The following is a 26463-nucleotide window of genomic DNA, read 5'->3' as shown; positions in this document are numbered from 1 at the left end:
CAGAGCGCCGCTTTTCGGCCCCGCCGTCGCGTCGGCGAGCGTCAGCCCTGCGCCGGCGTCGTGACGGCCGGCAGGTCGGGCAGCAGTGGCGGCGCGTCGGCGGTGTGGCGCTCGGCGGTGTCGCGGCCGGCGGCCGCCGGCGCGGCGGTGGCCGCCTGGGCCGTGACCGCCAGGGCGATCTCGTCCGGCACGGCGTAGTGGAGCATGTGGCCGGCACCCGGCACCACATGGAGCGCGGCACCCGGCAGGGCGGCGCGCAGATGCGGGCCGTGGCTCGACTCGACCAGCCGGTCGCCGGCCGCCGCGAACACCGTGACCGGGCAGCCGATCTCGCCGTAGCGAGCGGCCAGGCGCCGGGCGGCCGGGATCATCAGGGCCGATTCCTCGGCGGTGGCGCGGAGCTGGCTCGGCCGGAGCGCCAGCGGCACCGGGAAGCCGCTGGTGAACGCCGCTGGCACGGCCACTGGGGCGAACAGCCGGCGGATCACCCGCGGCGCCACCAGCCGGGCGAGGATGGGCGCCACCGTGTAGCGCAGCAGCGGGCCGACGATCGGCAGCGCCGGGCCGGAGACGAGCCACACGTCGAGCCGGCGGGTGGGCACATAGTAGCCGGCGGCCAGCACCAGCCCGGCCACCCGGGCGGGCCGCTCCAGCGCCATGGCGAGAGCCACCAGGGTGCCCCAGGAGTGGCCCACCACCACGGCGCGGTCGATCCCGAGACGGGCCGCCGCCTCGGCGAGGAGCCGCGCCTGCGCCTCCGGCGGCTGCGGCAGCCAGGGCCGGTCGCTATAGCCGAAGCCCGGCCGGTCGAACGCGATCACCCGGTGGCGGCGGGCGAGCCGGCCGAGGAGGCCGCTCGCCGCCCAGTCGTCGGCGGTCGCCCCGTTGCCGTGCAGCAGGATTACCGGCGGCCCGTCCGGCGGTCCCGCCTCGAGGTAATGCAGCCGCAGCCCGTCCACGGTGACGAAGCGTCCGCGCGGCGGGTGCCGCCGCTCCGCCCGGCGGGCCGCGACCGCGAGCGCGAGCGCGTGGACGGCGATGAGGCCGGCGATGACGCCGAGCGTCTTGGTTCTCATGGATCGTCCCCGGCAGGGTCCCGCCCGGGGCGGAACGCAAAAGGGCGCGCCGCTCCGGCGCGCCCTTTCGAAAGTCCGCGATGCTCGACTTCGTTCCTGCCGCCTCGTTCCAGCGCCCCCTGGGGCTCGCCGGGACGGACGATCCAGGCCCGCTACTGGAGGACCCGCTCGTACTCGATGCGGAACAGGCCGGGGTCGGGCCGCTTGGTCGGGTCGAGATTGTAGACCGCGACCGTCGTGTCGTAGCCCTGCGGGTCGGTCACGGTCCACTGCTTGAGCTGGAAGTCCTTGGCACCGAACATCATCATCATCCGGTGGGTGCCGGTGAGCGCCTGCTTCTCCTCGATCACCACGGTGACGAAGACGTCGTCGGCCGAGACCGAGACCAGGTTGGTGTCGCGGGTGAGGTCGATCTTCTCGACCAGCAGATAGCGCAGCGGGGTCTGCGACAGGGGGTAGAGGTCCTGGGTGGCGAGCTTGCGATCGCGCACCACCACCGAGGAGCCGTCGGCGATCACGTCGATGGGGCTCGGCGGGCTGTACTCGAAGCGCACCTTGCCGGGTTTCTGGATGTAGAACTGGCCTTCGGTGCGGCCGCCGTCGGGGCCGACCTGGATGAAGCTCCCGACCAGCGTCTGCATGCCGGACAGATAGCCGCTGACCTTGTCGGCCAGCGCCTTCTGGGCGTTGTCGAGCACGCCCGGGCGGGCCGGAGCGGCGACCGGAACCACGGCGCCGGTCGGCGGCGTGCCGGTGAGGGCGGGGGCGACCAGTGGCGGCCGCGCCGGCTGCGCCGTCTGGGCGAGCTTCTTGGGCCGCGGCACCGGCAGCGGGACGGTCTCGGCGCCGGCCGCCACCGCGGGAGCGGTGCCGACCCCGAGGACGCCGATCGTCAGGATGCCGACCGACAGGGTGCCGAGCACCGCGCCGCCGATCAGTACGGTGCCGACCCGCGCGGCTGCCCCCGTCGTCCGCATGACCATCTCCGATTTCACCTTTGCCCTATCACCCCTGAAACTGGACGACGAGCTGTCGTCCAGGTCTATGGCGATTTCGCGACCCGCCCGCCCGGCGTGGCCGGCACCCGCGGCGCCCGTTCGGGCGCCCCTGCGGACGTCCCTTCGGGGCTGCCGCCCGACGGTGCTTTCGGTGGTCTCGACGCGACTCGCCGGACAGCTCCCGCCAGCATAGCCGAGCCGTCAGAAGGCGTCTTCGCCACTGTCGCCGCCCACCAGGATCTCGCGCTTGCCGGCATGGTTGGCCTGGCCGACGATGCCCTCCGCCTCCATCCGCTCCATCAGCGAGGCGGCGCGGTTGTAGCCGATCTGGAGCCGGCGCTGGATGTAGCTGGTCGACGCCTTGCGGTCGCGCATCACCACCTGGACGGCCTGCTGGTAGAGGTCGCCGCCCTCCTGGCCCATGGCGGTGCCGTCGAACACCGCCTCGCCGTCGCCCTCCGGCTCCTCGGCGGTGACGTCGTCGAGATACTGCGGCTGCCCTTGCGTCTTCAGGTGGCGGACGATCTTCTCCACCTCGTCGTCCGACACGAACGGGCCGTGGACGCGGCTGATGCGGCCGCCGCCCGCCATGTAGAGCATGTCGCCCTGGCCGAGCAGCTGCTCGGCGCCCTGCTCGCCGAGGATCGTGCGGCTGTCGATCTTGGAGGTGACCTGGAAGGAGATGCGAGTCGGGAAGTTGGCCTTGATGGTGCCGGTGATGACGTCGACCGACGGACGCTGGGTGGCCACGATGACGTGGATGCCGGCGGCGCGCGCCATCTGGGCGAGGCGCTGCACCGTGCCCTCGATCTCCTTGCCGGCCACCATCATCAGGTCGGCCATCTCGTCCACCACGACGACGAGATAGGGCAGCGGCTCCAGATCCAGCTCCTCGGTCTCGTAGATGGCGGTGCCGCTCTCCTTGTCGTAGCCGGTGTGCACCGTGCGGGTCAGCCGCTCGCCCTTGGCCTTGGCCTCGGCGAGGCGGGCGTTGTAGCCGTCGATGTTGCGCACCCCGACCTTGGAGAGCTTCTTGTAGCGGCTCTCCATCTCGCGCACCGCCCATTTGAGCGCGACCACCGCCTTCTTGGGATCGGTGACGACCGGGGTGAGCAGATGCGGGATGCCGTCGTAGACCGACAGCTCCAGCATCTTGGGGTCGACCATGATGAGCCGGCACTGGTCCGGCCGCAGCCGGTACAGAAGGCTCAGGATCATGGTGTTGATGGCGACCGACTTGCCCGAGCCGGTGGTGCCGGCGATCAGGAGATGCGGCATGCGGGCGAGGTCGACGATGACCGGATCGCCCCCGATGGTCTTGCCGAGGCAAAGCGGCAGCTTGGCGTTGGAATCGTGGAACTGCTCGGCCGCCAGCATCTCGCGCAGATAGACCTTCTCGCGCGTCGCGTTGGGCAGCTCGATGCCGATCACGTTGCGGCCCGGAATGACGGCGACGCGCGCCGACACGGCGCTCATCGAGCGGGCGATGTCGTCGGCCAGCCCGATGACGCGCGACGACTTGATGCCGGGGGCCGGCTCCAGCTCGTAGAGCGTCACCACCGGCCCCGGATGGGCGTCGAGGATCTCGCCCCGCACCCCGAAGTCGGACAGGACGGTCTGGAGCGCCGCCTCGTTGGCCTTGATCAGCTCCATGCTAGGCGCGGTGCGCTCGTTCGGCTTGGGGGCGGCGAGCAGGCCGAGGCCGGGCAGCTCGTACTCGCCTGGCTTGCCGCCGCGTCCGCCCGCCTTCTTGGCCGGGGCGGGCTTCCGGGCGGCGCGCGGCGGCGCCGGCTCCTCCGCGTCGTCGAGGTCGTCGTCGGTATCGGCCGGATCGGCGGGGCGACTCGCCGCCGGAGCCGCCTCGAAGGGCGGCGCGTCGTCATGGGCGCGGCGGGCGTGCGCGAGGTCGTTGCCACCGTCCTCGAAGCGCGGCTCGCGGCGGGCCAGCGGATCGATGGCCGGCTCGCGCGACGTCTTGAACCAGTGCAGCCCGGCGGCGGCGCCGTGACGGGCGAGCCGCAGCGCCCGCGCCTTGAGGCTGAGCAGCGCATGGACCACCAGGCCGATCGATACGGCGGCGCGGGAGTTGTCGTCCTCGTCGGTGTCGGCGTCCGGATCGCGGGCCGCGGCGGGGGTGGGCGCCGGCCGGGCCGGCGCCGGGCGGGCCGGCGCGTCCTCGTCGGGCTCGGCGAAGCCGAACCCGCAGGCGAACAACAGGGCGGCGGCGGCCAGAAGGCCGTACACGGCGGCGAGCGCCGGATAGCTCCAGCCGAGCGGCAGCAGCGCGGCCGGGCCACGCACCAGCCAGTCGCCGACGACGCCGCCGAGCCCGCTCGGCAGCGGCCAGGCGGCGCTGCGCGGCAGGCAGGCCACGAAGCCGGCGGCGAGCGGGGCGCCGAGCACCCAGGCGGCCACCCGCCAGCGCTCGCGATCGAAGCGTTGCAGATGGGCGAGCCGCCAGCCCCAGGCCGCGACCGGGCCGACCAGCGCCAGGGTGGCGAGGCCGAAGAGCTGCATGCACAGGTCGGCCGCGATGGCGCCCGGCACGCCGAGCAGGTTGCGCACCGGCGCGCTGGTGGCGTGGCTGAGGCTCGGGTCCTTCACCGACCAGGTGACGAGAGCGGCGGTGCACAGCGCCGCGATCCCGACCAGCACCAGCCCGACGGCCTGACGGACGCGCCGCTCCAGCCCGGCCCGGATCTCGTCCGGCAGCAGGGGGGCGGCTCCGACTCGGCGTTGCAGCGCGGGCATTGCGTCTCCGCTCGATTGAGGCCGGCGGCCCGAGGCCGCGGTGTCAGCCCAGCACGGCGACGAGGCGGTGCAGCGCCTCGGCCGTGGTCTCCTCGTCCTGCACCATGGCGATGCGAATGTAGTCGGCGCCCGGATTGGAGCCGTCGGCCTGGTCGCGGGCGATGTAGCGGCCGGGCAGCACCTTCAGCCCCGCCTCGGCCCACAGCCGCGCCGTCACCGCCTCGCTGCCGCCGAGCGCGCCGACGTCGAGCCACAGGTAGAAGCCGCCGGCCGGCCGGCGGTAGCCCCAGCGGTCGCCGACGATCTGGTCGGCGAGATCGAACTTTCGCGCATAGCGCCGGCGGTTGTCCTCGACATGCGCCTCGTCCGCATAGGCCGCCGCGGCGACGATCTGCGAGGGCACCGGCACCTGCGGGGCGGCGACGTTGCGCAGATCGAGGAACTTCTCCAGGAACGCCGCGTCGCCGGCCGCGAAGCCGACGCGCAGCCCCGGCAGGTTCGAGCGCTTGGACAGCGACTGGAACATCACCGCGTTGGCGAAGTCGGGACCGGCCGCCTGGAGCAGGCCGGGGGGCGGCTCGCGGGTGTAGATCTCCGAGTAGCACTCGTCGGCGAAGACCAGGAAGCCGTGCTGGCGGGCGAGCCCCAGCAGGCGGGTCAGATAGGCGAGATCGGCCACGGCGCCCTGCGGATTGGCCGGGGAGGCGACGTAGAAGGCGACCGTGCGGGCGAGCAATGCCGCGTCGAGCGACGCGAGATCGGGCAGGAATCCGGACGGCTCGCGCGCCGGCAGGTAGACCACCTCGCAGTCGGCGGTGTCGCCGCCGATCGGGTAGGCGGCATAGAACGGGTTGGGCACCAGCACGGCCGGCCGGCCGGGGCGCGGGCCACGGTTCGCCGTCACGTACCGCTTGGCCGCATGGGCACCGAGAAACAGCCCCTCGCGGGAGCCGTTGAGCACCAGCACCTCGCGCTCCGGATCGAGCGGGTGCGGCAGGTCGTAGCGGCGGGTGGCCCAGGCGGCGGCGGCGGTCCGGAACGCCGCGGTGCCCTTGCCGGCCGGATAGCGGCCGAGCGAGGCGAGATCGGAGACGAGCGCCGCGGCGACGAAGTCCGGCACCGGGTGCTGGGGCTCGCCGATCGACAGGTTGATGGCCGGCCGGCCGGGCGCGACGCCGGCCAGGAGATCGGCCAGCCGCACGAACGGCGAACGGGTGTCGGGCGGCCTTCCGGTCGAAGGCGAAGGCGCGTTGGCGGGGGGCGTCATGGGCATCGGCGGCATGGTCGGTCGGACGGCCTCCGCCGCCGGCCGGCGGAGAAGCGTCGCATGAATGATAGGGAGGCCGAGGTTAAGGCGCGATTAACCATCGGCCGGCGACGGGCCGCCAGGCCCGCGAAGGGGCCGGATCGCGGCGGCGTCTCGACATGAAACGGCCGCCGTGCCGGAGCACGGCGGCCGGTCTGGCTCGGATATCGCGTCAGGCGGCGAGCTGGCGCAGCACGTAGTGCAGGATGCCGCCGTTCCGGAAGTATTCCAGCTCGTCGAGGGTGTCGATCCGGCACAGCAGCGGCACCTTGCGGGTCTTGCCGTCCGCCCCGACGATCTCGGCTTCGAGGATCTGGCGCGGCTTGAGGTCCGCCCCGAGGCCGCGCAGGGTCACCCGCTCGTCACCCTTGAGGCCGAGCGACTGCCACGAGGTGCCCTCCTCGAAGGTGAGCGGCACCACGCCCATGCCGATCAGGTTCGAGCGGTGGATGCGCTCGAAGGACTGCGCGATCACCGCTCGGATGCCGAGCAGCATGGTGCCCTTGGCGGCCCAGTCGCGCGACGAGCCGGTGCCGTACTCCCGGCCGGCGAACACCACCAGCGGCACCTTCTCGCTCTTGTAGCGCATCGCCGCGTCGTAGATCGGCAGCTGCTCCTTGGACGGATAGTGAATCGTCACCCCGCCTTCGACGCCCGGCACCATCTGGTTCTTGATGCGGATATTGGCGAAGGTGCCCCGCATCATCACCTCGTGATTGCCGCGCCGGGTGCCGTACTGGTTGAAGTCCAGCGGCTTCACCTTGCGGTCGATCAGGTACTGGCCGGCCGGCGAGGTGAGCTTGATCGAGCCCGCCGGCGAGATGTGGTCGGTGGTGATCGAGTCGAGGAACAGGCCGAGGATGCGCGCCTCGACGATGTCGGTGGTGGCCGCCGGCTGCTTGCCCATGCCGACGAAGTAGGGTGGGTTCTGCACGTAGGTCGACTTGCCGTCCCACGCATAGCCGAGGCCGCCCTTGACGGCGATCTTGCCCCAGTTCTCGTCGCCCTTGAACACGTCGGCGTACTTCTTGGCGAAGAGCTGCTTGGTGACCGCCTTCTTGATCACCGCGTCGATCTCGCGCTTGGTCGGCCAGATGTCCTTGAGGAACACCTTGTTGCCGGCCTTGTCGACGCCGAGCGGGGTCTTCACCGGATCGAAGTTCATCGTGCCGGCGATCGCGTAGGCTACGACCAGCGGCGGCGACGCCAGATAGTTGGCCCGCACGTCCGGATTGACCCGGCCCTCGAAGTTGCGGTTGCCCGACAGCACGGCGGCGGCGACGAGATCGTGCTCGTTGATCGCCTTCGAGATCTCCGCCGGCAGCGGCCCGGAATTGCCGATGCAGGTGGTGCAGCCGAAGCCGACCAGGTTGAAGCCGAGCTTGTCGAGATCCTTCTGGAGCCCGGACTTGGCCAGATACTCGCCGACCACCTGCGAACCGGGGGCGAGCGAGGTCTTCACCCACGGCTTCACCTTGAGGCCCTTGGCCACCGCCTTCTTGGCCAGCAGGCCGGCGCCCAGCATGACGCTCGGGTTCGAGGTGTTGGTGCACGAGGTGATCGCCGCGATCACCACGTCGCCGTGGCCGAGATCGTGGTCGCGGCCCTCGACCTCCACCCGCTTGCCGGCCTCGCCGGCCTTGCCGAACTCCTCGGCGAGCGCGGCCTGGAAGCCGGCCTTCACCTTCTTGAGCGGCACCCGGTCCTGCGGCCGCTTCGGGCCGGCGAGCGACGGCTCGACCTTGGCGAGATCGAGCTTGAGCACCTCGGTGAACACCGGGTCCGCCGTGTTGCGGGTGCGGTACATGCCCTGCGCCTTGGCATACGCCTTCACCAGCGCGACCCGCTGGGCGCTGCGGCCGGTGCCCTCCAGGAACCCGAGCGTGTCCTCGTCGATCGGGAAGAAGCCGCAGGTGGCGCCGTATTCGGGCGCCATGTTGCCGATGGTGGCGCGGTCGGCGATCGACAGCGCGGCGAGGCCCGGGCCGAAGAACTCGACGAACTTGCCGACCACGCCCTTCTTGCGCAGCATCTGGGTGACGGTCAGCACCAGGTCGGTGGCGGTGACGCCCTCCTTCAGCTTGCCGTCGAGCCGGAAGCCGACCACCTCGGGCAGCAGCATCGAGTAGGGCTGGCCCAGCATCGCGGCCTCGGCCTCGATGCCGCCGACGCCCCAGCCCAGCACCGACAGGCCGTTGACCATGGTGGTGTGCGAATCGGTGCCGACCAGCGTGTCCGGATAGGCGATCTCGGCCGCCACGGTCTTGCCGCCGACCACCGCCTCGCCCTTGGCGCTCCACACGGTCTGCGACAGGTACTCCAGATTGACCTGGTGGCAGATGCCGGTGCCGGGCGGCACGACGCGGAAATTCTCGAACGAGAGCTGCGCCCACTTGAGGAAGCGGTAGCGCTCCTGGTTCTGCTTGTACTCCTCGTCGACGTTCTTCTTGAAGGCGTCGTTGCTGCCGAAATAGTTGATGATCACCGAGTGGTCGATGACCAGATCCACCGGCACCAGCGGGTTGATCTGCTTGGGGTCGCCGCCGAGCTTCTTCATCGCGTCGCGCATCGCCGCGAGGTCGACCACGGCCGGCACGCCGGTGAAGTCCTGCATCAGCACGCGCGCCGGGCGGAAGGCGATCTCACGGGTCGAGGTGCGCTTCTTGAGCCACTGGGCGACCGCCAGGATGTCGTCCTTGGTCACCGAGCGGCCGTCCTCGTGGCGCAGCAGGTTCTCCAGCAGCACCTTCATCGAGAAGGGCAGACGGGAGATCCCGGGGAGGCCGTTCTTTTCCGCGGCCGGCAGGCTGTAATACACGTAGCTCTTGGTGCCGACCTTGAGGGTCCTGGTGCATTTGAAGCTGTCGAGTGAGGTCATGTCGTCTCGTTCCATTCCGGTGGAGCTGGGACCGGACTGCCAGTGGACGAGAGCACCCCGGGGCGATAGTGATCGCCTGTGCAGCAGCGCCGGGCTGTCGTCGGGTTGAAGAACGCGGGCACGGGGCGCTTATAAGTGCTTTCTTGGAATTCTGCCACATCGTTGGAATTCCAAAGAGGGCGGCCCGGAGCGCCAGCCGGGCCGTGGCGGCCGTGGGGGTGCGTCGGACGACCGACGTCGGACACCGGATGGACCTGATCGGACACGATCTCGCCTGCGTGCGGGGGCAGCGCGAGGTCTTCACCGGCCTCGATTTCCGCGTCGGCGCCGGCGAGGCGCTGGCGCTCACCGGCCGCAACGGGGCGGGCAAGAGCTCGCTGCTGCGGCTGATCGCCGGGCTGGTGCGGCCGGCCGCCGGCAGCGTGCGGCTCGACGGCGGCGATCCCGAGCTGACGGTGCCCGAGCAGGCCCACTATCTCGGCCATCTCGATGCCCTCAAGCCGTCCCTGACGGTGACCGAGAATCTCGGCTTCTGGATCGACTATCTGGGCGGCGACCCGGCCCGGCTCGCCACCGCGCTCGACGCGGTGGCGCTCGACGATCTCGCCGACCTGCCGGCCGGCTACCTGTCGGCGGGCCAGCGGCGGCGGCTGTCGATCGCCCGGCTGGTGGCGGTCGCGCGCCCGGTGTGGCTGCTCGACGAGCCGACCTCGGCGCTCGACGTCGCCTCGCAGGAGCGCCTGGCCGGGCTGATGCGGGCGCACCTCGCCGGCGGCGGGCTGATCCTCGCCGCCACCCATGGGCCGCTCGGCCTCGACACCCGCGAGCTGCGGCTGGGAGGGTGGGGATGACGGAGCGCCGACGTCACCTCTCCCCGCCTGCGGGGAGAGGTCGGAGACCGAGCGCCGCGAGGGCTCCGGGTGAGGGGGCGCTGCGGTCTCCACGGAGGCCGCCTCACCCAGCGTCCGCCTCGCCTGGTTCGGCGCCTGCCGACCTCTCCCCGCAGGCGGGGAGAGGTGAACAGGCCGCCCCGTCTGGAGCCTCCGCATGACCGCGCTGCGCGCCCTCCTGCTTCGTGACCTGCGGATCGCGCTGCGCATCGGCGGCGGCGCCATGATGGGCGTGCTGTTCTTCTTGACCGTCGTGACCCTGATGCCGTTCGCCATCGGGCCCGATCTCGCGCTCCTGCGCCGGATCGGCCCGGCGATCCTGTGGATCGGGGCGCTGCTCGCCTCGCTGCTGGCGCTCGACCGCCTGTTCGCCGCCGACCACGACGACGGCTCCCTCGACCTGATCCTGATGGGGCGGGCTCCGATCGAGCTGGCGGTGGCCGTGAAGGGCCTCGCCCACTGGCTCGCCACCGGCCTGCCGCTGGTGATCGCCGCGCCGGTGCTCGGCCTGTTCCTGAACCTGGAGCCGGCCGCCATCGGGGCCGTCGCGCTGACGCTGCTGGCCGGCACCCCGGCGCTCACCTTCACCGGGCTGATCGGGGCGGCGCTCGCCACCGCGCTGCGCCGTGGCGGGCTGCTGCTGCCGGTGCTGGTCCTGCCCCTCACGGTGCCGGTGCTGATCTTCGGGGTCGCCGCCTCCAATGCGGCGATCGTCGGGCCGGTGCCGTTCGGCACCCCGTTCACGATCCTCTGCGCCCTCACCCTGGTCGGCCTGGTCACCGGGCCGGTGGCGGCCGGCGCCACGCTGCGCCACGGGATGGAGTGAGCGGCCCGCGGCGGCTCGCCCCTCCGTAGAACTGCCGCATTGCGCGCTCCGGACGTGCGGACTAAGAGACGAGCCATGGCCTGGATCGATCTCGCCAACCCGACCCGCTTCCTGCGCCTCGTCGACCGGGCGCTGCCCTGGCTGGCGGCGGCCGCCGTGCTGGCTTTCGCCTACGCGGTGGTCGGGGTGCTCGGCGCGCCCGACGACTATCAGCAGGGCGCCACCGTCAAGATCATGTTCGTCCATGTGCCGTCGGCGTGGCTCGGCATGTTCTGCTGGGGAATGATGTCGGTCTCGGCGCTCGGCACCCTGGTGTTCCGCCACCCGCTCGCCGACGTCGCCGCCAAGGCGGCGGTGCCGCTCGGCGCCTCCTTCACGTTTCTGTGCCTGGTCAGCGGCGCCCTGTGGGGCAAGCCGATGTGGGGCACCTACTGGGTGTGGGACGCGCGGCTCACCTCGGTGTTGGTGATGTTCGTGATGTATCTCGGCCTCCTGGCCCTGTGGCGGACCGTCGAGGACCCGATCCGGGCCGGCCGCGCCGCCGCCATCCTGACGCTCGTCGGCGCCCTCAACCTGCCGATCATCAAGTTCTCGGTCGACTGGTGGAACACCCTGCACCAGCCGGCTTCGGTGGTGCGCCTGGACGGCCCCACCATCCATCCGTCCATCCTGGTGCCGCTGCTCGCCATGACGATCGCCTTCACGCTCCTGTTCGTCGCCCTCCACCTCGCGGCGATGCGCAACGAGGTGCTGCGCCGGCGGGTGCGGACGCTGCGCCTGCTGCAAGCCCAGACCGCCCGGGGAGCCTGACGCCATGGGTCTCGGCATCGCTCTCGGGCCGCACGCCGTGTTCATCGTCGCCGTCTATGCGCTGGCGTTCACCGTGGTGATGATGCTGGTCGTGTGGGTGTGGATCGATCACCGCCGGCAGCGGCGGCTGCTGGCCGATCTGGAGGCGCGCGGCGTGCGCCGCCGCTCCGCCGGGGTGGCGTCCTCCCCCGGTCCCGCCGATCCGATGAAGGAAAGCGCCGCATGACCGCAGTTTCGACCGAGCCGGCCCGTGGGCGCCGGCGCTGGATGCTGTTGCTGCCGCTGCTGGTCTTCCTCGGGATCGCCGGCCTGTTCCTCTACCGGCTCGGAGCGGGCGACCCGTCGGCGCTGCCCTCCGCCCTGATCGGCCGGCCGGCTCCGGCGACCGAGCTGCCCGGCATTGCCGGCCTCGAGCGCGACGGCAAGCCGGTGCCCGGGCTGACCGCCGCCGACTTCAAGGGCGCCGTCACGGTGTTCAACGTCTGGGCCTCGTGGTGCGTGCCGTGCCGCGAGGAGGCGCCGCTGCTGATGCGGCTCGCCGAGGACAAGCGCATCCGGATTCTCGGCCTCAACTACAAGGACGAGGCACGCAACGCGCTCCAGTTCCTGGCCCGCTACGGCAATCCCTATGCGGCCACCGGGGCGGACCTGCGTGGCCGCGCCGGCATCGAGTGGGGCGTCTACGGCGTCCCCGAGACCTTCGTGATCGCCCGCGACGGCACCATCGCCTACAAGCTGGTCGGCCCGATCACCGAGCGCAATCTCGACAGCGTGCTCCGCCCCGAGATCGAGAAGGCGCTGGCGAAGGGATCGTAGGCGGGCATCGGCTGTGGCGGCGAGATGCCGGTCAGGCGCGATCCGGCGATCGGCGCGACACGGCGGCCTGAACGGCACCTCTCGGCCCGCATGATCTCGGCCCACACGGTCTCGCCCGGAGCGGAGCGATGGGCCTCGATGCGGGCGCGGCGAGGCTTCACGACGAGCCCCTTCCGGCGAGATTCAGAGACGCGAGAGCGAGACCCGGCTTTGCGGCCTGGATCACCGCGGCCGAATAACAGCACGGAGGCAGGCGGCGCTGGCGGAGAGGGAGGGATTCGAACCCCCGATACGGTTACCCGTATGCCGCATTTCGAGTGCGGTGCATTCAACCACTCTGCCACCTCTCCGCGGGGCCGAGTCCGGACGACGCAGCCGCCCGGCGGGACGGACTTCTACACGAACCGGCACCGCCGACACAAGGCCGCTGCGCACCTCTCCGCACGCGGATCTGCTCGCCCCCTCCGGTTGGTAGGCGTTCCATCGGCCGGCAGACGAGTCGGTGGCCGCCGTCAGGGGGACGCGCCGCAGGCGCGGCGCGAGCGACAGCCATCCCGACGCCAGGGTTGTGGCTCCATCGTCCCGGCACGTTCCTTGACAGAGCCGTGACGCATCGCCATAACCGGCAGGCACGCGCGGGCTTTCGGCCCGCGTGTTTCGCTATGGCCGCGACACCCTGCGGGTCGAGACGATCCCGAAGGTGATCACGATCGGGCGCGAGCCCGGCCGTCGCGGCCATTCAGAAACCCGACTGCAAGAAGCCGGCCCCTCCAGGCCGGGGACGAACACGAGGATAGAAAGATGTTCGCAGTCATCAAGACCGGCGGCAAGCAGTACCGCGTCGTCGCCGACGACCTGCTCCAGGTCGACAAGGTCGCGGGCGAGCCCGGCGACGTCGTCACCTTCGGCGAGGTGCTGGTGGTGGGCGGTGACACGCCCCTGCTCGGCGTCCCGACGGTGGCCGGCGCCAGCGTGGCGGCCGAGGTGGTTCGCCAGGCGCGCGGTCCCAAGGTCATCGCCTTCAAGAAGCGCCGCCGCAAGAACTCGCGGCGCAAGCGCGGCCACCGGCAGGACTTCACGCTGGTGCGCATCACCGAGATTCTGACCGAGGGTCGTACGCCGTCGCGGACGGCGAAGCCGGCCGAGCCCGCCCCGGAGACTCCGGCGGCCGAGTGAGGCAGCACCGCGGCGCGAAGACTGAACTCTTGGTGACCGCCGCGGTGATGATTTGGTCACAAATCGAAGCTAGACCCTTCAGCGAAACGGATTCGAGCGATGGCTCACAAGAAAGCAGGCGGCTCCTCGCGCAACGGCCGTGATTCGGCCGGTCAGCGCCTCGGCGTGAAGATGTTCGGCGGCGAGCGTTGCCGCGCCGGCAACATCATCGTGCGTCAGCGCGGCACCAAGTGGCACCCGGGCGAGAATGTCGGCCTCGGCAAGGACCACACCCTCTTCGCCCTCGTCGACGGCACGATCGCGTACCGTACGAAAGCGCAGGGCCGCACCTACGTGTCGGTGGTACCGGCGACGGAGGCCGCGGCCGAGTAGACGGTGGATCATTCGAGGTCCGCCGGCGCAGTCACCCCGGTGGACCCTCGACAGAATGGGTTCGTGCAAGGGGGAGACCGGGCGCCGGCTCCCCCTCGTCGTTTCTGGAAGCAGTTTCTGGAAGTAAGGAGCCCGCGATGTCGATTCTCGAACGGCCCAGGGTCGATCCGACCGAGAGCTGTATCCACGTCCTCGAGACTGACCGCCTCGTTCTGCGAGCGCCGCGACTCGGGGACGCCAAAGCGATCGCGACGCTCGCCGACGACCGCCGTATTGCCGAGAACACGCTGCGGATTCCCCACCCCTACGGCCCCGGCGATGCCGCCGACTGGATCGCCGCGACGGCGGCCGGCGACGACGAGACCTTTGTGATCACCCTGCGCAACGGACTGCTGATCGGGGCCTGCGACCTGCGTCGGCGCGGCCCGGAGGGTTCGGAGATCGGCTACTGGCTGGGCGCCCCCTACTGGGGCAAGGGCTTCGCCACCGAGGCGGCGCGCGCCCTGGTCGATCATGCGTTCGCCGACCCGGACTGCGACGCGCTCGTCGCCGGCGCCCGCATCAGCAACCCGGCGTCGCGGCGGGTGCTGGAGAAGTGCGGCTTCCAGTGGACCGGGGTCGTGCTGCACCGCATCCGCGCCATCAGCTCGTCCGCCCCGTTCGACCGCTTCCGGCTCGATCGCGGCATCTGGACGGCCCTGAAGGACTGGGGCCGCACCGAGACGCGGGTGCGCTGCGTCGCCTGACCGCCGACCGCCGCTCCGGCCGGGCCTCTGCTCGGTCGGAAGGCGCCGGTGCCGGTGGCGGCGCTCGCTTGAAAATGGCTAGCTGCTGGCTATTTTAGAGCGATGGGCACCCATAGCGTCGTCGAAGCCAAGAACCAGCTCTCCGACCTGATCGACCGCGCGCTACGCGGCGAGGAGGTGGTGATCACCCGCCACGGCCGTCCGGTGGCGCGGCTCGCCCCGATCGAGCCGGTGGTCGGGCCGGTCACCCCCGAGGCGCTCGACTGGCTGGCGGCCCATCGCGTCGGCGGTCACGAGCCCAGCGAAGATTCCGGCACCCTGCTGTCGCGGCTGCGCGACGAGGGGGAGCATTGACGATCTATCTCGACGCCAGCGTGCTCGTCTCGCTGTTCGTCCGCGACCGCAACTCGGCCCGGGCCGAAGTGATTCTGCGGACGACCGCCCCCGTCCTCGTCGTCAGCGACTTCGCGGCCGCCGAGTTCTCGTCCGCGGTGGCGCGGCGGGTCAGGACCGCCGACCTGACCGTGCAGGCGGCCCGGGACGCCTTCGTGAACTTCGACGGATGGACGGCACGAAGCGCGCGGCGGGTCGAGACGGTCGCGGCGGACGTCGCCCAGGCGACATCCTTCGTCCGACGACTCGATCTGCCTCTGCGGGCTCCCGACGCCCTCAACATCGCGATCACCCAGCGAATCGGCGCTCGACTTATGACGTTCGATGTCGGAATGGAAGCAGCCGCACGGACGCTGAACATCCCTCTCCTGGAGCAGGACACGGCCGGACGGCCGGGATGACACGATGAAATTCCTCGACCAGGCCAAGATCTACATCCGCTCCGGCGACGGTGGCGCCGGCTGCGTCTCGTTCCGGCGCGAGAAGTTCATCGAGTTCGGCGGTCCCAACGGCGGCGACGGCGGCCGCGGCGGCGACGTCGTGGTGGAGTGCGTCGACGGGCTCAACACGCTGATCGACTACCGCTACCAGCAGCATTTCAAGGCCAAGACCGGCGGCCACGGCATGGGCAAGGACCGCGCCGGCGGCCGCGGCGCCGACATGGTCCTCAAGGTGCCGGTCGGCACCCAGGTGTTCGACGAGGACAACGAGACGCTGCTCGCCGACCTCACGGCGGTCGGCCAGCGCGTCGTCATCGCCAAGGGCGGCAATGGCGGCTTCGGCAACGCCCACTTCAAGAGCTCGACCAACCAAGCGCCGCGGCGCGCCAATCCGGGCCAGCCGGGCGAGGAGCGCACCATCTGGCTGCGTCTCAAGCTGATCGCCGATGCCGGGCTGGTCGGCCTGCCCAATGCCGGCAAGTCGACCTTCCTGGCCGCCGTCAGCGCCGCCAAGCCGAAGATCGCCGATTATCCCTTCACCACCCTGCATCCGCAGCTCGGCGTCGTCCGGGTCGACGGCCGCGAGTTCGTGCTGGCCGACATCCCGGGCTTGATCGAGGGCGCCCACGAGGGCGCCGGCCTCGGCACCCGCTTCCTCGGCCATGTGGAGCGCTGCCGGGTGCTGCTGCATCTGGTCGACGGCACCTGCGAGCACGCGGGAAAAGCCTACAAGACCGTGCGGGGCGAGCTCGCCGCCTACGAGCACGGCCTTCTCGACAAGCCCGAGATCGTCGCCCTCAATAAGATCGACGCCCTCAGCCCCGAGGACCTCAAGCAGCAGGTGGCCCGCCTCAAGCGGGCCGCCAAGGCGAAGCCGCTGCTGCTCTCCGGGGCGACTGGCCAGGGGGTGCCCGAGGTGCTGCGGGCCGTGCTGGCGGTGGTCGACGGCGCCCGCGCGGCCGAGCGGGCCGACACCGCCCCGGCGGAGGCCGGCTGGCAGCCGTGAGCCTGTGCGGGGCCGGGTCGCAGCCACCCTGCGCCGCGCATTACCAAGACTTCATTTGAATACCGCCCTGCGGCCGATAACCCCGGGCAGAATTCGATGACCGGGGGCCACCATGTCACGCCCGCTGCTGCTGCGGCTGCACCGCTGGATCACGCTCGTCTTCGCGCTGCCGCTCGCCGTCGTTCTGATCACTGGGCTGATCCTGTCGTTCGAGCCGATGGCGGCGGGCCGGTCGCCCGGAACCGTCACGGCCGCACAGCTCGATGCGCTGCTCGTGCAGCACGATCCGGCCGGCCAGGCCCGTGGGCTGTTCCTGCGGCCCTATGACGGATCGCTGACCCTCTCGGGCTTGCGCGGCGCGCCCCTCACGGTCGATCTCTCGACCGGCACCGAACGGTCCGGCCCCGGCGCCCTCGCGGCCCTGTTCGGCAGCTCGCGCGGCCTGCACGAGCACCTGATCTTCGATCTCGGCTGGCTCGTCACCGCCTCGACCATCGCCATGCTGGTGCTGGCCGGGCTCGGCATCGCGCTCGGCTGGCCGCGCCTGTCGCACTCGCTGGCCGGCTGGCACAAGGGCGTCGCCTGGGTGCTGCTGCCGCTGCTGATCCTGAGCCCGCTCACCGGGCTCGCGCTCGCCTTCGGGATCACGCTGTCGGGGCCGCTGCCGGCCGCCGGACCCGCCGTGCCGCTGCACGAGGCGGTGCGGATGGTGACGGCGCAGCACGATCCGTCGGCGCTGCTGTGGGTCCGCCAGCGCGGGCGCGACCAGCTCGCCCGGATCGACGTCGGCGGCGAGCACACGGTCTTCTCGGTCGGCCGCGACGGCCTCGTCCCCGCCGGCCGCAACTGGCCGCGGCTCCTCCACGAGGGCAATTGGGCCGGCACTGTCTCGGCGCTGATCAACGTGGTGATCTCGATCGCCGCGGTGGCGCTGCTCGCCACCGGGCTCGTCCTGTGGGGGCGGCGGCAGCTCCGCCGCCGGCGGACGCGCGGCCCGGCCCCCGCGTCGGCCTGACCTTTCAGCTTGTCACGGCGGTGGCGCGACGGCATCAACACGCCCGGGAGGACCCGGCGCATGCGGATCGCCGTCCACGCCATGACCAAGGCCGATTGGCCGATGGCCGAGTTCGAGCACTTCCGCCGGCTGGAGATCGCCTGCGGCCGGCGCGATTGGCCCTGCATGCGGTCCGACGATCCCGCCGCCATCATCGCCTTCACGCCCGATCTCGTGCTGGTCGAGCACTTCATCGTTCCGAAGCTCACCCCGTTTCCCACGCTCGGCCTCTTGTGGAACCCGCCCGGCTTCTGGGAGGGGCAGCCCGACTACATCGAGAACATCGTCACCTATGACGGCCACCTGTTCGCCGATGGGGCGACGCGGCGGCACATCCGCGACCTGATCGCCGCGGTGCCGGCCGGCTTCGTCGAAGGAACCTGGGTGCCGTCGTGCCAGGCGGCGCCGCTGCCGCAGGGCGCGCGCAGCGGGCTCGCCTATTTCGAGGTCGGTTGGGACCGCGGTCGGCACCGTGCCATGATCGAGGCGCTGTCGAAGACCGTCCTGCTCCACCGCTATGGGGTGCCGAGCCGCCACGACCCGCCCGACCTTCCGCCGAAGACCACCCTGCCGTTCGACGGCGAGAGCGTCGTGGCGGAGCTCGGCCGCCGGACCGCCGCGCTGTGCTTTCATTCGGACGCCCATCGTCGGGGCGGCACGCCGGCCGGCCGGGTGTTCGAGGCCGCCATCGGCGGCGCCGTCATTTTGTCGGACGAGCACGCCTTCGTGCGCGAGGTGTTCGGCGACGCCGCTCTCTATGTCGACAGCACGGCGCCGCCCGAGACGGTGGCCGCCGCCATCGCCCGTCACCTGGCCTGGATCGACGCCCATCCGGACGCCGCGGAAGCCATGCGGGCGACCGCGCACCGCATCGTCAGCGAGCGGTTCACCTATGATCGGCTGCTCGATCAGCTCCCAGCCCTTACGGCGGCAGTGCGGGCCGGCTGGGCCTCGCCGCCCGACCTGGCCGATCAAGCCGTCACCGTGGTGGTGCGCAGCGGCGACCGCGACCTCGCGATGCTCGACCGTGCCCTCGACTCGTTGGAGCGGCAGACGCATCCCACCGTCCGGGCGCTGGTGGTGGCTTGGCGCGACGCCGATGCGATCCGTGCCCGGGTGGCGGCGCGTCCTGGACGGCTGCCGGTCCGGGTGATCGAGTCACCCGATAACGGCCGGCGCAGCACGGCGCTGTGGACCGGGCTCGCCGCCGTCGACACGCCGTTCTTCGCCGTCCTCGACGACGACGACACGGTGATGCCGAACCATGTCGCCGCCGGCCTGGCGACGCTCGCGGCCTATCCGGGCTTCGATCTCGCCTATTCGGGCTCGGTCGCCGTCGACGAGCCCGGCGGCATCCGCAGCCGGCTGCTGCTCGCCCGCTTCGATGCGACGCGGTTCCGGACCGAGAACTTCATCGCCTCGAACGCCTGGGTGGCGCGGTCCGACCTGCTGCGGCGGGCCGGTCCCGATCCGGAGCTGGTGGTCGGCGAGGACTATTACCTGCTGCTGCGCTTCTCGGCCTCGGCGCGCTTCGTCCCCACCTGGCGCCTCACCGCGGAGTACCGGCGGCGTGCCGACGATCCGAGCCACAGCGGGTTTGCCGACAAGCTGCCCGAGGCGCAAACGCGGATCGACCGCCGGCTGCACTTCGCCCCGATCGACCTGCCGGCGCCGCCCCATGACGTCGTCGCCGAGGCCGAGGCGGAGCGCATCTTGCGCAAGCTCGTCCGCCGCCGGCGGCTGCGCAAAGGTCTCGTCTCGTATCTGCGCGACGTGCGTGGCCTGCCGGCCCGCCTGCTGCGGCTGCCGGTGTTCCTGGCACGCCACGGCCTGCGGGGTGTGAGGGAGCGGCTCCTCGTCCGCGCCCTCAGACCAGGTCGGTGAAGAAGAAGAAACCGCGATAGCGCTCGCGCGCCCCCACCAGATGGGCCGGCAGGTCGGCAGTGACCTCGAAGCGGTCGAAGTCGAGCGGCGCGAAGGCCGGCTGCTGGCAATGCGCCAGATAGAGCCGCTGGCGCGCCCGGCAGGTCTCGCGGTCGAGCGCCGCACCGAACACCTGCTGGCCGGGCTCCGCCGCGCCGAGCCCGATCACCCGGTAGGGGTCCTCGATGTGGGAGAAGTTGGCGGCCTTGAGCCACACCGCCTCGGGGCCGCCCAGCGACGAGAAGTGCCAGCCCCCGCCCTCCACATAGGCGTAGGCGGGCGAGCGCTGCGACACCACATGGCCGGACTTCTCGTCGCCCCGCCGCACCGCCTGGGCGCCCTCGCGTCGCAGGGTCGAGACCCGGCACGCCACCGGCCCGGCGAACTGCGTCCCGTTCAGCGCCTCGCGCGACAGATTGTTGAGATAACCGCGGTGGTTGGCGAGAACGAAGACCGCGTAGTCGCGGGCCGCCAGGAGCGCGTCGACCCGCTCCACCGCGGTGCCGCGCGGGATCTCGTCGACGTCGCCAACCATCGCGATGTCGTCCGGCGAGAGCCGCAGCGGCGCCAGGGCGTCGCCGATGGCGTCCCGCTGCCGCGCCTCCCAGGCGAACCGCTCGGCCTCGGTCCGCGGCGGCGGCTGCGACGGGGCGGCAACGACATGGTGCACGAGCTTCGCCGCATAGGGCGCGAAACGGGCCGCATTCTCGCGCAGGAACAGCGGTTTGGGCCGGCCCGCAAAGGTCGTCTCGGCCTCGACCACGACCAGATGGTCGACATGCTCCCACAGCTCCTCCAGGCGGATCTCCAGGAGATCGAGCTCGTTGTAGAGGAGGCAGGCATCCACCCGCTTGGCGAGGCGCCGCCGGCCCAGCCGGCCGGGCCGGTCGCAGACCAGCACCCGGACGGCCCCGGGGGCGTCGCCCGGCGCCGGCGCGAACCAGCGGTCGGCCGGGGCACGGTCGAGCAGAGGCACCACGTCACGCCGGCGCGGCTCGCGGGCGATCAGGCGACCGCCGCGGGCGAGCCGCGCCAGCGCCATCTCGGTGACCCCCGGAGCCGCCAGGGTGGCGGCGAGGTCGTCCACCACCACGAGGTCGGCGCCGTCGCGACCCCACCGGCCGGCCAGCCAGCCGCGCAGCCGGGCGAGACGGGACGGCGGTGACGCCGGGCCGGACGCGGCCGGCGGAATGGTATCGAAGTGTGACGGATCGCGGATGGTGAGGCATCCCTGCCGCGCCGCGACGACGGCTTGGACGGTGGCCGCGACAGGCCCCTCGGCCGGCCCGAGCACGAGGACGTCGCGGCACGGCCCGCGGACGACAGCCTCGGCAAGTGCGGCAAGGTGCTCGGTGGTCCACATGCTGGTTGTTCCCGAACAAACCGGGCTTCCCTTGCGGGAATGGTGGGGTAGGTTGCACGGCCGTGGTTCGGGGCCACCAACCGGCGCCCAGCATCAATCACAAGAGCCCACATCGCGGCAAGGATGCCCAGCGTGTCACAGCCTCCTTCCTCATCGATTGCCGACGGGGCGGTGCCGCCGACCCTGCTCGATCTGCGCGGCCTCCGCGTCTTCGTCGCCGGTCACCGGGGCCTGGTCGGGGCGGCGATCATGCGCCGGCTGGCGAGCGAGGACTGCGAGCTGGTGACCGACGCCACCGGCACCGATCTGCGTCGGCAGGAGGCGACCGAGCGTCTGATCGCCGGGCTGAAGCCCGACGTCGTGGTGGTGGCCGCCGCCCGGGTGGGCGGCATCTACGCCAACAGCACCTGGCCGGCCTCCTTCATCTACGACAATCTCGCCATCGCGATGAACGTGATCCAGGCGGCGCGCCTGAGCGGCGTCCGCAAGCTGCTCAATCTCGGCTCGTCCTGCGTCTATCCGCGCGAGGCGCCGCAGCCGATTCCCGAGGAGGCCCTGCTGACCGGGCCGCTGGAGCCGACCAACGAATGGTACGCCATCGCCAAGATCGCGGCGATCCGCCTGTGCGATGCCTACCGGCTTCAGCACGGCTGCGACTTCGTCTCGGTGATGCCCACCAACCTGTTCGGTCCGGGCGACAATTACGACCCCGAGTCGAGCCATGTGCCGGCCGCGCTGATCCGCCGGTTCCACGAGGCCAAGCGGCGCGGCGACCCGACCGTCACGGTGTGGGGAACGGGCCAGCCGCGGCGCGAGTTCATGTATGTCGACGATCTCGCCGACGCCGCCGTGTTCGTGCTGAAGCACTGGTCGGCCCCCGGCATCGTCAATGTCGGGGTCGGCCACGACATCACCATCGCGGCCTTCGCCCGGCTGGTCGCCGACACGGTCGGCTATGCGGGCGACCTCGTGTTCGATCCGAGCCGGCCGGACGGGATGCCGCGCAAGCTGCTCGACGGCCGTCGCCTGGAGGCGCTGGGGTGGCGCCCCCGTACCGACCTCGCCGACGGGCTCGCCCGGGCCTATGCGGACTTCCTGGCCGGCGGCGCCCGCGGTCCCGGCCGGCCGCTCGACTGACGAGAGCGGCACGTCGACGCCCGGCGCGTCAGCTCTCGGCAACGAGCTCGCGCAGGCGCTGCGCGTCGTGTGGCGCGGCGCCCTTCTGATCATTGTCGAAATAGACGTAGACGGTGCGCATCTGGTGGCGCCAGGTGCGGATGTGCCCGGCCCAGTCGCGCAAGGTCTCCTCCGGATAGCGGTCGCGGTAGTCGCCCGCCGGCCCATGGCCGCGGACATAGACGTGGCGCGCCGTGATCACCCACGGGGTGCGGGCGTCGCGGTGGTCGGAGAAGCACAGGGCCACGTCGTGCTGCCGCAGCAGGTCGTAGACGGCGTCGTCGAACCAGCTCTCGTCGCGCACCTCCAGCACATAGGGGCGGCCGGGAGCCAGGAGGCCGAGGAACTCCTGGAGACGGGCGAGATCGACGCCGAAGCGGGCGGGCAGTTGGAACAGCACCGGGCCGGCCTTGCCGCCGAGCTTGTCCAGCCGGGTCTGCATCAGCGCCAGGCTGTCGGCGGTGCGCGGCGACAGCCGCTTCCAATGGGTGATGAAGCGCGACGCCTTCCAGGCGAACAGGAAGTCCTCCGGAGTCTGGTCGTGCCACGCCGAGACGGCGCCGAGCGGCGGCGTGCGATAGAACGAGCCGTTGATCTCGGTGGAGTTGAAGCGCGTGCCGTACCAGGACAGCCATTTCCGCTTGGGCAGATCCGCGGGAAAGAACGAGCCCCGCCAGCCGTCATAGCTCCAACCCGACGTACCGATATGGACCTGCGACGAGACGGGCACGGTGCGACACTCCTTGCGAGCTGGAGCATTTTCCGGCGAAGTGGGACCCGGTTCGCCGTCGAAAATGCGATCAAATAGGCACTCGAGAGCCGGCCAAAAATGCCGCTCCTCAGAAGTAAACCCCGGCGGCAGCACTCGGTTTCGGTCTGTGTCGGAGACCCTACAGAGGCACCGATGGCGGCCCGGCGGGCGGCAGCCGCGCGCCCGGCTCGATTGCCAAACCCCGCCCGGGTGTGGGACATGCAGGCCATGTCGTCCGTCGTCTCGCGTCATCGCCGCAGGTCCGCGTCCAGCCCGTCCGGTTCGGTCATGTCCGGTTCTTCCTCGCTCAACCCGGCCACGCCGGGCCGCATTCCCTCCCTCGGCGATTTCGGCCGCATCGTCGTCAAGGTCGGCTCGTCGCTGCTGGTCGATGCCGAAGCCGGCTGCGTCAAGGAGACCTGGCTGGCCTCGCTGGTCGACGATCTCGCCGGCCTGCACCGCGACGGCCGCGACCTCCTGGTAGTCTCGTCGGGCGCCATCGCGCTCGGCCGCTCGCTGCTGCGGCTGCCCAAGGGGCCGCTGGCGCTGGAGGACAGCCAGGCGGCGGCCGCCATCGGGCAGATCGCGCTGGCCCGCATCTGGGCCGAGGCGCTCGGCCGCCACGGCATCACGGCCGGCCAGATCCTGGTGACGCTCGGCGACACCGAGGAGCGCCGCCGCTACCTCAATGCCCGCTCCACCATCGGCCGCCTGCTCGACTGGCGCGTCGTGCCGGTGATCAACGAGAACGACACCGTCGCCACCAACGAGATCCGCTACGGCGACAACGACCGCCTCGGCGCGCGCGTCGCCACCATGGCGAGCGCCGACCTCCTGGTGCTCTTGTCCGACATCGACGGGCTGTACACGGCTCCGCCCGGGGCCGACCCGAGCGCGCGGCTGATCCCGGTGGTGGAGTGCATCACCCCGGAGATCGAGGCGATGGCCGGCGATTCGGCCTCCGAGCTGTCCAAGGGCGGCATGCGGACCAAGATCGAGGCCGGCAAGATCGCCACCACGGCCGGCACCCACATGGTGATCGCCTCGGGCCGGATCGATCACCCGCTGCGCGCCATCGCCGAAGGCGGCCGCGCCACCTGGTTCATCGCCACCGACAACCCGGTGACGTCGCGCAAGCGCTGGATCGCCGGCTCGCTGGAGCCGAAGGGAACGGTGGTGATCGATGCCGGCGCGGTGGCGGCGCTGCGCCGCGGCGGCAGCCTGCTGCCGGCCGGGGTGGTGCGCATCGAGGGCTCGTTCGCCCGGGGCGACGCCGTGCTGGTGCGCGGGCCGGACGGCTTCGAGGTCGGCCGCGGCCTGGTCGCCTACGACGCCGAGGATGCCGAGCGCCTGCGCGGCCATTCGACCGCCGACATCCCGGCGATTCTCGGCACCCACGGCCGCACCGCGATCATCCACCGCGACGACCTGGTGCTCGGGCAGGGGTAGGGCGCGGGCGGCCCGAGCGAGCCGGCAGGGCTGCGCGCGCTAGAAGCGGTAGAGCCCGGCCGCGTTCTCGACGAAGATCTTGCGCCGCGTCGCGTCGTCTCCGGCCCATTCGGCGCTCAGATCCATCAGCAGCCCATCGTCCGGCTTGCCGTGCTTGCCGGGCGACGGATGCGGCCAGTCGGAGGCCCAGAGGACGCGCTCGGGCGCGACGGCGAGGTAGGCCCTGGCGAGCACGGCCATGTCGGCATAGCCGGGCGGGCCGACCGCCGTGTCCTGATAGATGCTCGACAGCTTGGTGTAGGCCCGGCCTCGCTGGAGCAGGTCGGCGATCACCTTGAAGGCCGGATGATCCTTGCCGCCGGGCTGCGGAATGCGGCCGAGATGGTCGAACACGGTGATCACCGGGAGGTTCTGGAAGAGCGCCGCATGCGCGGCGATGTCGGCACCGAGCATGTGCATCTGGATATGCCAGCCGAGATCCGCGATTCGCTTCGAGAGAGGCTCGATCATCTCGACGGTGGTGGCGCCGGTGTTGCGTCCGAGATTGAACCGGATGCCGCGCACGCCGGCCGCGTCCAGCCGCTTCAGCTCCTCCTGGGTCACGGACGTGTCGACGACCGCGATGCCTCTCGCCGCCCCGCCCAGCCGGGACAGAGCGTCGAGCATGCACGAGTTGTCGGTTCCATAGGTGGAAGGCTGGACGATGACGCTGCGCTCGATCCCGAGCCTCGCCCGTAGTTTCGCATAGTCCTCCAGCAAGGCATCCGGCGGGATCAGGCTGGCCTTGGGATCGGGCCGGTACTTGCTGTCGTAGATGTGAAAATGCGTGTCGCAGGTCAGCGGCGGCGCCTTGAACGTCGGGGTGGTCGGACCAGCGGTCCGCGCCTCCTCGGCCGACGCCGGCAGAGTGCCCGTCGACAATGCGGCTCCTCCCACGATCAGCGCCACGATCTCTCGGCGGGTGGGTCCGGACATGGTCTCGCCTCCAGTTTGACGGTGCGTCCTCGTTCGGGGGAGAGCCGTGGTCCACACGCGGTTCGATGCCGGCGGGGAAGCCCGTGATCGATCAGAACGTCACTTGCCATTGCGAATGAGCGCGCACAGAGCGGCGCTGACATCCTTGGTGCCGGCCGTTCCACCGAGATCCGGCGTCCGCGCCGAGGGCATCTCGAGCGTGGCGTCGAGGGCCGCCTCGATGTCCGATGCCGCCTGGCGATGAGGCCCTGACCCGCGCGTCTCGCCGTACCAGTCGAGCAGCATGGCGGCCGACAGGATCAGGCTGGCCGGATTGGCGATGCCCTTGCCGGCGATGTCGGGAGCCGAGCCGTGGCCGGCATTGGCGGCCGCGTGCTTCTCCCCGACATTGAGCGCCGCGGCGAGCCCGAGGCTCCCGGCCAGGGCGTTGGCCAGGTTGGAGAGAATGTCCCCGAACATGTTGCTGGTCAGGATGACGTCGAACGCCTGCGGACGAGAGTAGAGCTCGGCCGCCGCCGCATCGACATCCACCTCGCGCAAGGTGACGTCGGGATGCTGTGCCGCGACCCGCTCGACCTCGCGCCAGAACAGGCCGTCGGTGACCTTCAGGACATGCCGCTTGCCGATGAACGTCACATGCTTGCGGCGCGTCTCGGCAATCGCGAAGGCGCGCTCGCTGATCCGTCGCGAGGCACGCGCCGTGATCAGCCGCAGCGACATCGCCACGTCCGGGGTCGGCATGAACTCGCCATATCCCAAATAGAGGTTGCGGTCGGCGTAGAAGCCTTCCGTGTTCTCCCGCACGATGACGCAGTCGAGGCCCGGTTGCGCCTTCGGCAGGCCGCGCCGGGCGCGCGCCGGCCGGATGTTGGCGAACAGATCGAGCTCCTTGCGGATCGCGCCGGGGATGTTGCGACCACCCTCGGACAGGGGCGGATACGCAGTCATCCCGGCAGGACCGAGCAAGACGCCGTCGGCGGCCCTCGCCATCTCCACGACCCGGTCCGGCAGCGTGGTGCCGCATCGCCGATGCGACGCCATCCCCACCTCGTGGATCTCGAAGTCGAGCCCGAGGCGGTGGACGTCGTCGACCGTGCGCAGAACGGCGAGCGTCGCATCGGTGATTTCCGGGCCTATATCGTCGCCAGGAAGCACAGCGATCTTCATGCTGACAGTCTCCCGATGATCCGGCTATCGTGTGTGAAGAAACGCCACCATCGCTGCGCGCCCGACGTCGGCGCACCATGCCGCGAATTCCACCGACGGCTGGTGACGCGGACCCCGCCGC

Annotated in this window: 24 protein-coding genes and 1 tRNA gene; 15 read left to right on the top strand and 10 right to left on the bottom strand. The window is 71.2% G+C overall.

Translation table 11 applies throughout. The features are described from left to right. Positions 1-41: 41 nt before the first annotated feature. The 5 genes from ACFQUV_RS17085 to acnA all read right to left on the bottom strand — a co-directional run bounded on the left by ACFQUV_RS17085 (position 42) and on the right by acnA (position 9009). Positions 42-1076, bottom strand: a complete 1035-nt coding sequence (locus ACFQUV_RS17085) for an alpha/beta fold hydrolase (protein ID WP_129608902.1) — start codon at positions 1074-1076, stop codon at positions 42-44. A 152-nt stretch (positions 1077-1228) separates the two neighbouring features. Beyond that, entirely contained in the window at positions 1229-2053 is an 825-nt protein-coding gene (locus ACFQUV_RS17080) for an outer membrane lipoprotein carrier protein LolA (protein ID WP_207211449.1), read from the bottom strand. 222 nt (positions 2054-2275) lie between these two features. Continuing rightward, entirely contained in the window at positions 2276-4825 is a 2550-nt protein-coding gene (locus tag ACFQUV_RS17075; protein WP_129608900.1) for a DNA translocase FtsK, read from the bottom strand. A gap of 43 nt (positions 4826-4868) precedes the next feature. Beyond that, positions 4869-6098: an aminotransferase class I/II-fold pyridoxal phosphate-dependent enzyme gene (locus tag ACFQUV_RS17070; protein ID WP_371851702.1), complete on the bottom strand. Its 1230-nt coding sequence runs from the start codon at positions 6096-6098 to the stop codon at positions 4869-4871. A 205-nt stretch (positions 6099-6303) separates the two neighbouring features. Continuing rightward, positions 6304-9009, bottom strand: coding sequence for an aconitate hydratase AcnA (gene acnA / locus ACFQUV_RS17065; protein WP_129608899.1), 2706 nt, complete (start codon positions 9007-9009; stop codon positions 6304-6306). 248 nt (positions 9010-9257) lie between these two features. On the opposite strand from acnA, the gene ccmA reads away from it, so the two are divergent. From ccmA to ACFQUV_RS17040, 5 genes are all read left to right on the top strand, one after another. Then, entirely contained in the window at positions 9258-9860 is a 603-nt protein-coding gene (gene ccmA, locus ACFQUV_RS17060; RefSeq protein WP_129608898.1) for a heme ABC exporter ATP-binding protein CcmA, read from the top strand. Positions 9861-10056: 196 nt separating this feature from the next. After that, positions 10057-10725: a heme exporter protein CcmB gene (gene ccmB, locus ACFQUV_RS17055; RefSeq protein WP_111384127.1), complete on the top strand. Its 669-nt coding sequence runs from the start codon at positions 10057-10059 to the stop codon at positions 10723-10725. A 75-nt stretch (positions 10726-10800) separates the two neighbouring features. After that, complete coding sequence (locus ACFQUV_RS17050; protein ID WP_111384128.1) at positions 10801-11535, top strand: heme ABC transporter permease; 735 nt, start codon at positions 10801-10803, stop codon at positions 11533-11535. Positions 11536-11539: 4 nt separating this feature from the next. Then, entirely contained in the window at positions 11540-11761 is a 222-nt protein-coding gene (gene ccmD, locus ACFQUV_RS17045) for a heme exporter protein CcmD (protein ID WP_129608897.1), read from the top strand. Further along, a complete protein-coding gene (locus ACFQUV_RS17040; RefSeq protein ID WP_129608896.1) occupies positions 11758-12351 on the top strand; it encodes a DsbE family thiol:disulfide interchange protein in 594 nt (197 codons plus the stop codon). Before ccmD ends, ACFQUV_RS17040 begins: the two co-directional genes overlap by 4 nt. A 260-nt stretch (positions 12352-12611) precedes the next feature. Here the strand turns inward: ACFQUV_RS17040 and ACFQUV_RS17035 are convergent. Further along, positions 12612-12701: transfer RNA gene (locus tag ACFQUV_RS17035), tRNA-Ser, on the bottom strand. A 451-nt stretch (positions 12702-13152) separates the two neighbouring features. Between ACFQUV_RS17035 and rplU the strand changes: the two genes are divergently transcribed. The 8 genes from rplU to ACFQUV_RS16995 all read left to right on the top strand — a co-directional run bounded on the left by rplU (position 13153) and on the right by ACFQUV_RS16995 (position 19422). After that, entirely contained in the window at positions 13153-13527 is a 375-nt protein-coding gene (rplU, locus tag ACFQUV_RS17030) for a 50S ribosomal protein L21 (protein WP_111384130.1), read from the top strand. Between the two features lie 99 nt (positions 13528-13626). Beyond that, positions 13627-13899 (top strand): 50S ribosomal protein L27, encoded by a 273-nt coding sequence (gene rpmA / locus ACFQUV_RS17025; RefSeq protein WP_111384131.1) that lies wholly within the window; start codon positions 13627-13629, stop codon positions 13897-13899. Positions 13900-14036: 137 nt separating this feature from the next. Continuing rightward, complete coding sequence (locus tag ACFQUV_RS17020) at positions 14037-14645, top strand: GNAT family N-acetyltransferase (RefSeq protein WP_111384132.1); 609 nt, start codon at positions 14037-14039, stop codon at positions 14643-14645. A gap of 102 nt (positions 14646-14747) precedes the next feature. Next, positions 14748-14999 carry a type II toxin-antitoxin system Phd/YefM family antitoxin gene (locus ACFQUV_RS17015; RefSeq protein WP_111384133.1) on the top strand — a complete coding sequence of 84 codons (252 nt, stop codon included), beginning with the start codon at positions 14748-14750 and terminating at the stop codon, positions 14997-14999. Further along, positions 14996-15439: a type II toxin-antitoxin system VapC family toxin gene (locus tag ACFQUV_RS17010; RefSeq protein WP_129608895.1), complete on the top strand. Its 444-nt coding sequence runs from the start codon at positions 14996-14998 to the stop codon at positions 15437-15439. Before ACFQUV_RS17015 ends, ACFQUV_RS17010 begins: the two co-directional genes overlap by 4 nt. Positions 15440-15443: 4 nt before the next feature. After that, positions 15444-16484, top strand: coding sequence for a GTPase ObgE (gene obgE / locus ACFQUV_RS17005; RefSeq protein WP_129608894.1), 1041 nt, complete (start codon positions 15444-15446; stop codon positions 16482-16484). A gap of 112 nt (positions 16485-16596) precedes the next feature. Then, complete coding sequence (locus ACFQUV_RS17000; RefSeq protein ID WP_129608893.1) at positions 16597-17499, top strand: PepSY-associated TM helix domain-containing protein; 903 nt, start codon at positions 16597-16599, stop codon at positions 17497-17499. A gap of 60 nt (positions 17500-17559) precedes the next feature. Further along, positions 17560-19422, top strand: a complete 1863-nt coding sequence (locus tag ACFQUV_RS16995; protein WP_129608892.1) for a glycosyltransferase — start codon at positions 17560-17562, stop codon at positions 19420-19422. Here the strand turns inward: ACFQUV_RS16995 and ACFQUV_RS16990 are convergent. Further along, positions 19406-20824, bottom strand: a complete 1419-nt coding sequence (locus ACFQUV_RS16990) for a hypothetical protein (protein ID WP_129608891.1) — start codon at positions 20822-20824, stop codon at positions 19406-19408. The genes ACFQUV_RS16995 and ACFQUV_RS16990 overlap by 17 nt on opposite strands. 132 nt (positions 20825-20956) lie before the next feature. On the opposite strand from ACFQUV_RS16990, the gene ACFQUV_RS16985 reads away from it, so the two are divergent. Then, entirely contained in the window at positions 20957-21961 is a 1005-nt protein-coding gene (locus ACFQUV_RS16985; RefSeq protein ID WP_244601559.1) for a GDP-L-fucose synthase, read from the top strand. Positions 21962-21989: 28 nt separating this feature from the next. On the opposite strand, the gene ACFQUV_RS16980 is transcribed toward ACFQUV_RS16985, so the two are convergent. After that, positions 21990-22730 carry a DUF72 domain-containing protein gene (locus ACFQUV_RS16980; RefSeq protein WP_244601558.1) on the bottom strand — a complete coding sequence of 247 codons (741 nt, stop codon included), beginning with the start codon at positions 22728-22730 and terminating at the stop codon, positions 21990-21992. Positions 22731-23039: 309 nt separating this feature from the next. Between ACFQUV_RS16980 and proB the strand changes: the two genes are divergently transcribed. Continuing rightward, entirely contained in the window at positions 23040-24200 is a 1161-nt protein-coding gene (gene proB / locus ACFQUV_RS16975; protein WP_129608888.1) for a glutamate 5-kinase, read from the top strand. A gap of 39 nt (positions 24201-24239) precedes the next feature. Here the strand turns inward: proB and ACFQUV_RS16970 are convergent, their stop codons facing one another. Further along, positions 24240-25175 carry an amidohydrolase gene (locus ACFQUV_RS16970; protein ID WP_129608887.1) on the bottom strand — a complete coding sequence of 312 codons (936 nt, stop codon included), beginning with the start codon at positions 25173-25175 and terminating at the stop codon, positions 24240-24242. Between the two features lie 99 nt (positions 25176-25274). Then, positions 25275-26342: an isocitrate/isopropylmalate dehydrogenase family protein gene (locus ACFQUV_RS16965; RefSeq protein ID WP_129608886.1), complete on the bottom strand. Its 1068-nt coding sequence runs from the start codon at positions 26340-26342 to the stop codon at positions 25275-25277. Positions 26343-26463 lie beyond the last annotated feature (121 nt).

This window comes from Rhodoplanes sp. P11, from assembly GCF_964266735.1.
Taxonomy (GTDB): Bacteria; Pseudomonadota; Alphaproteobacteria; order Rhizobiales; family Xanthobacteraceae; genus Rhodoplanes; species Rhodoplanes serenus.
This window is presented reverse-complemented; position numbering and strand designations above follow the sequence as displayed.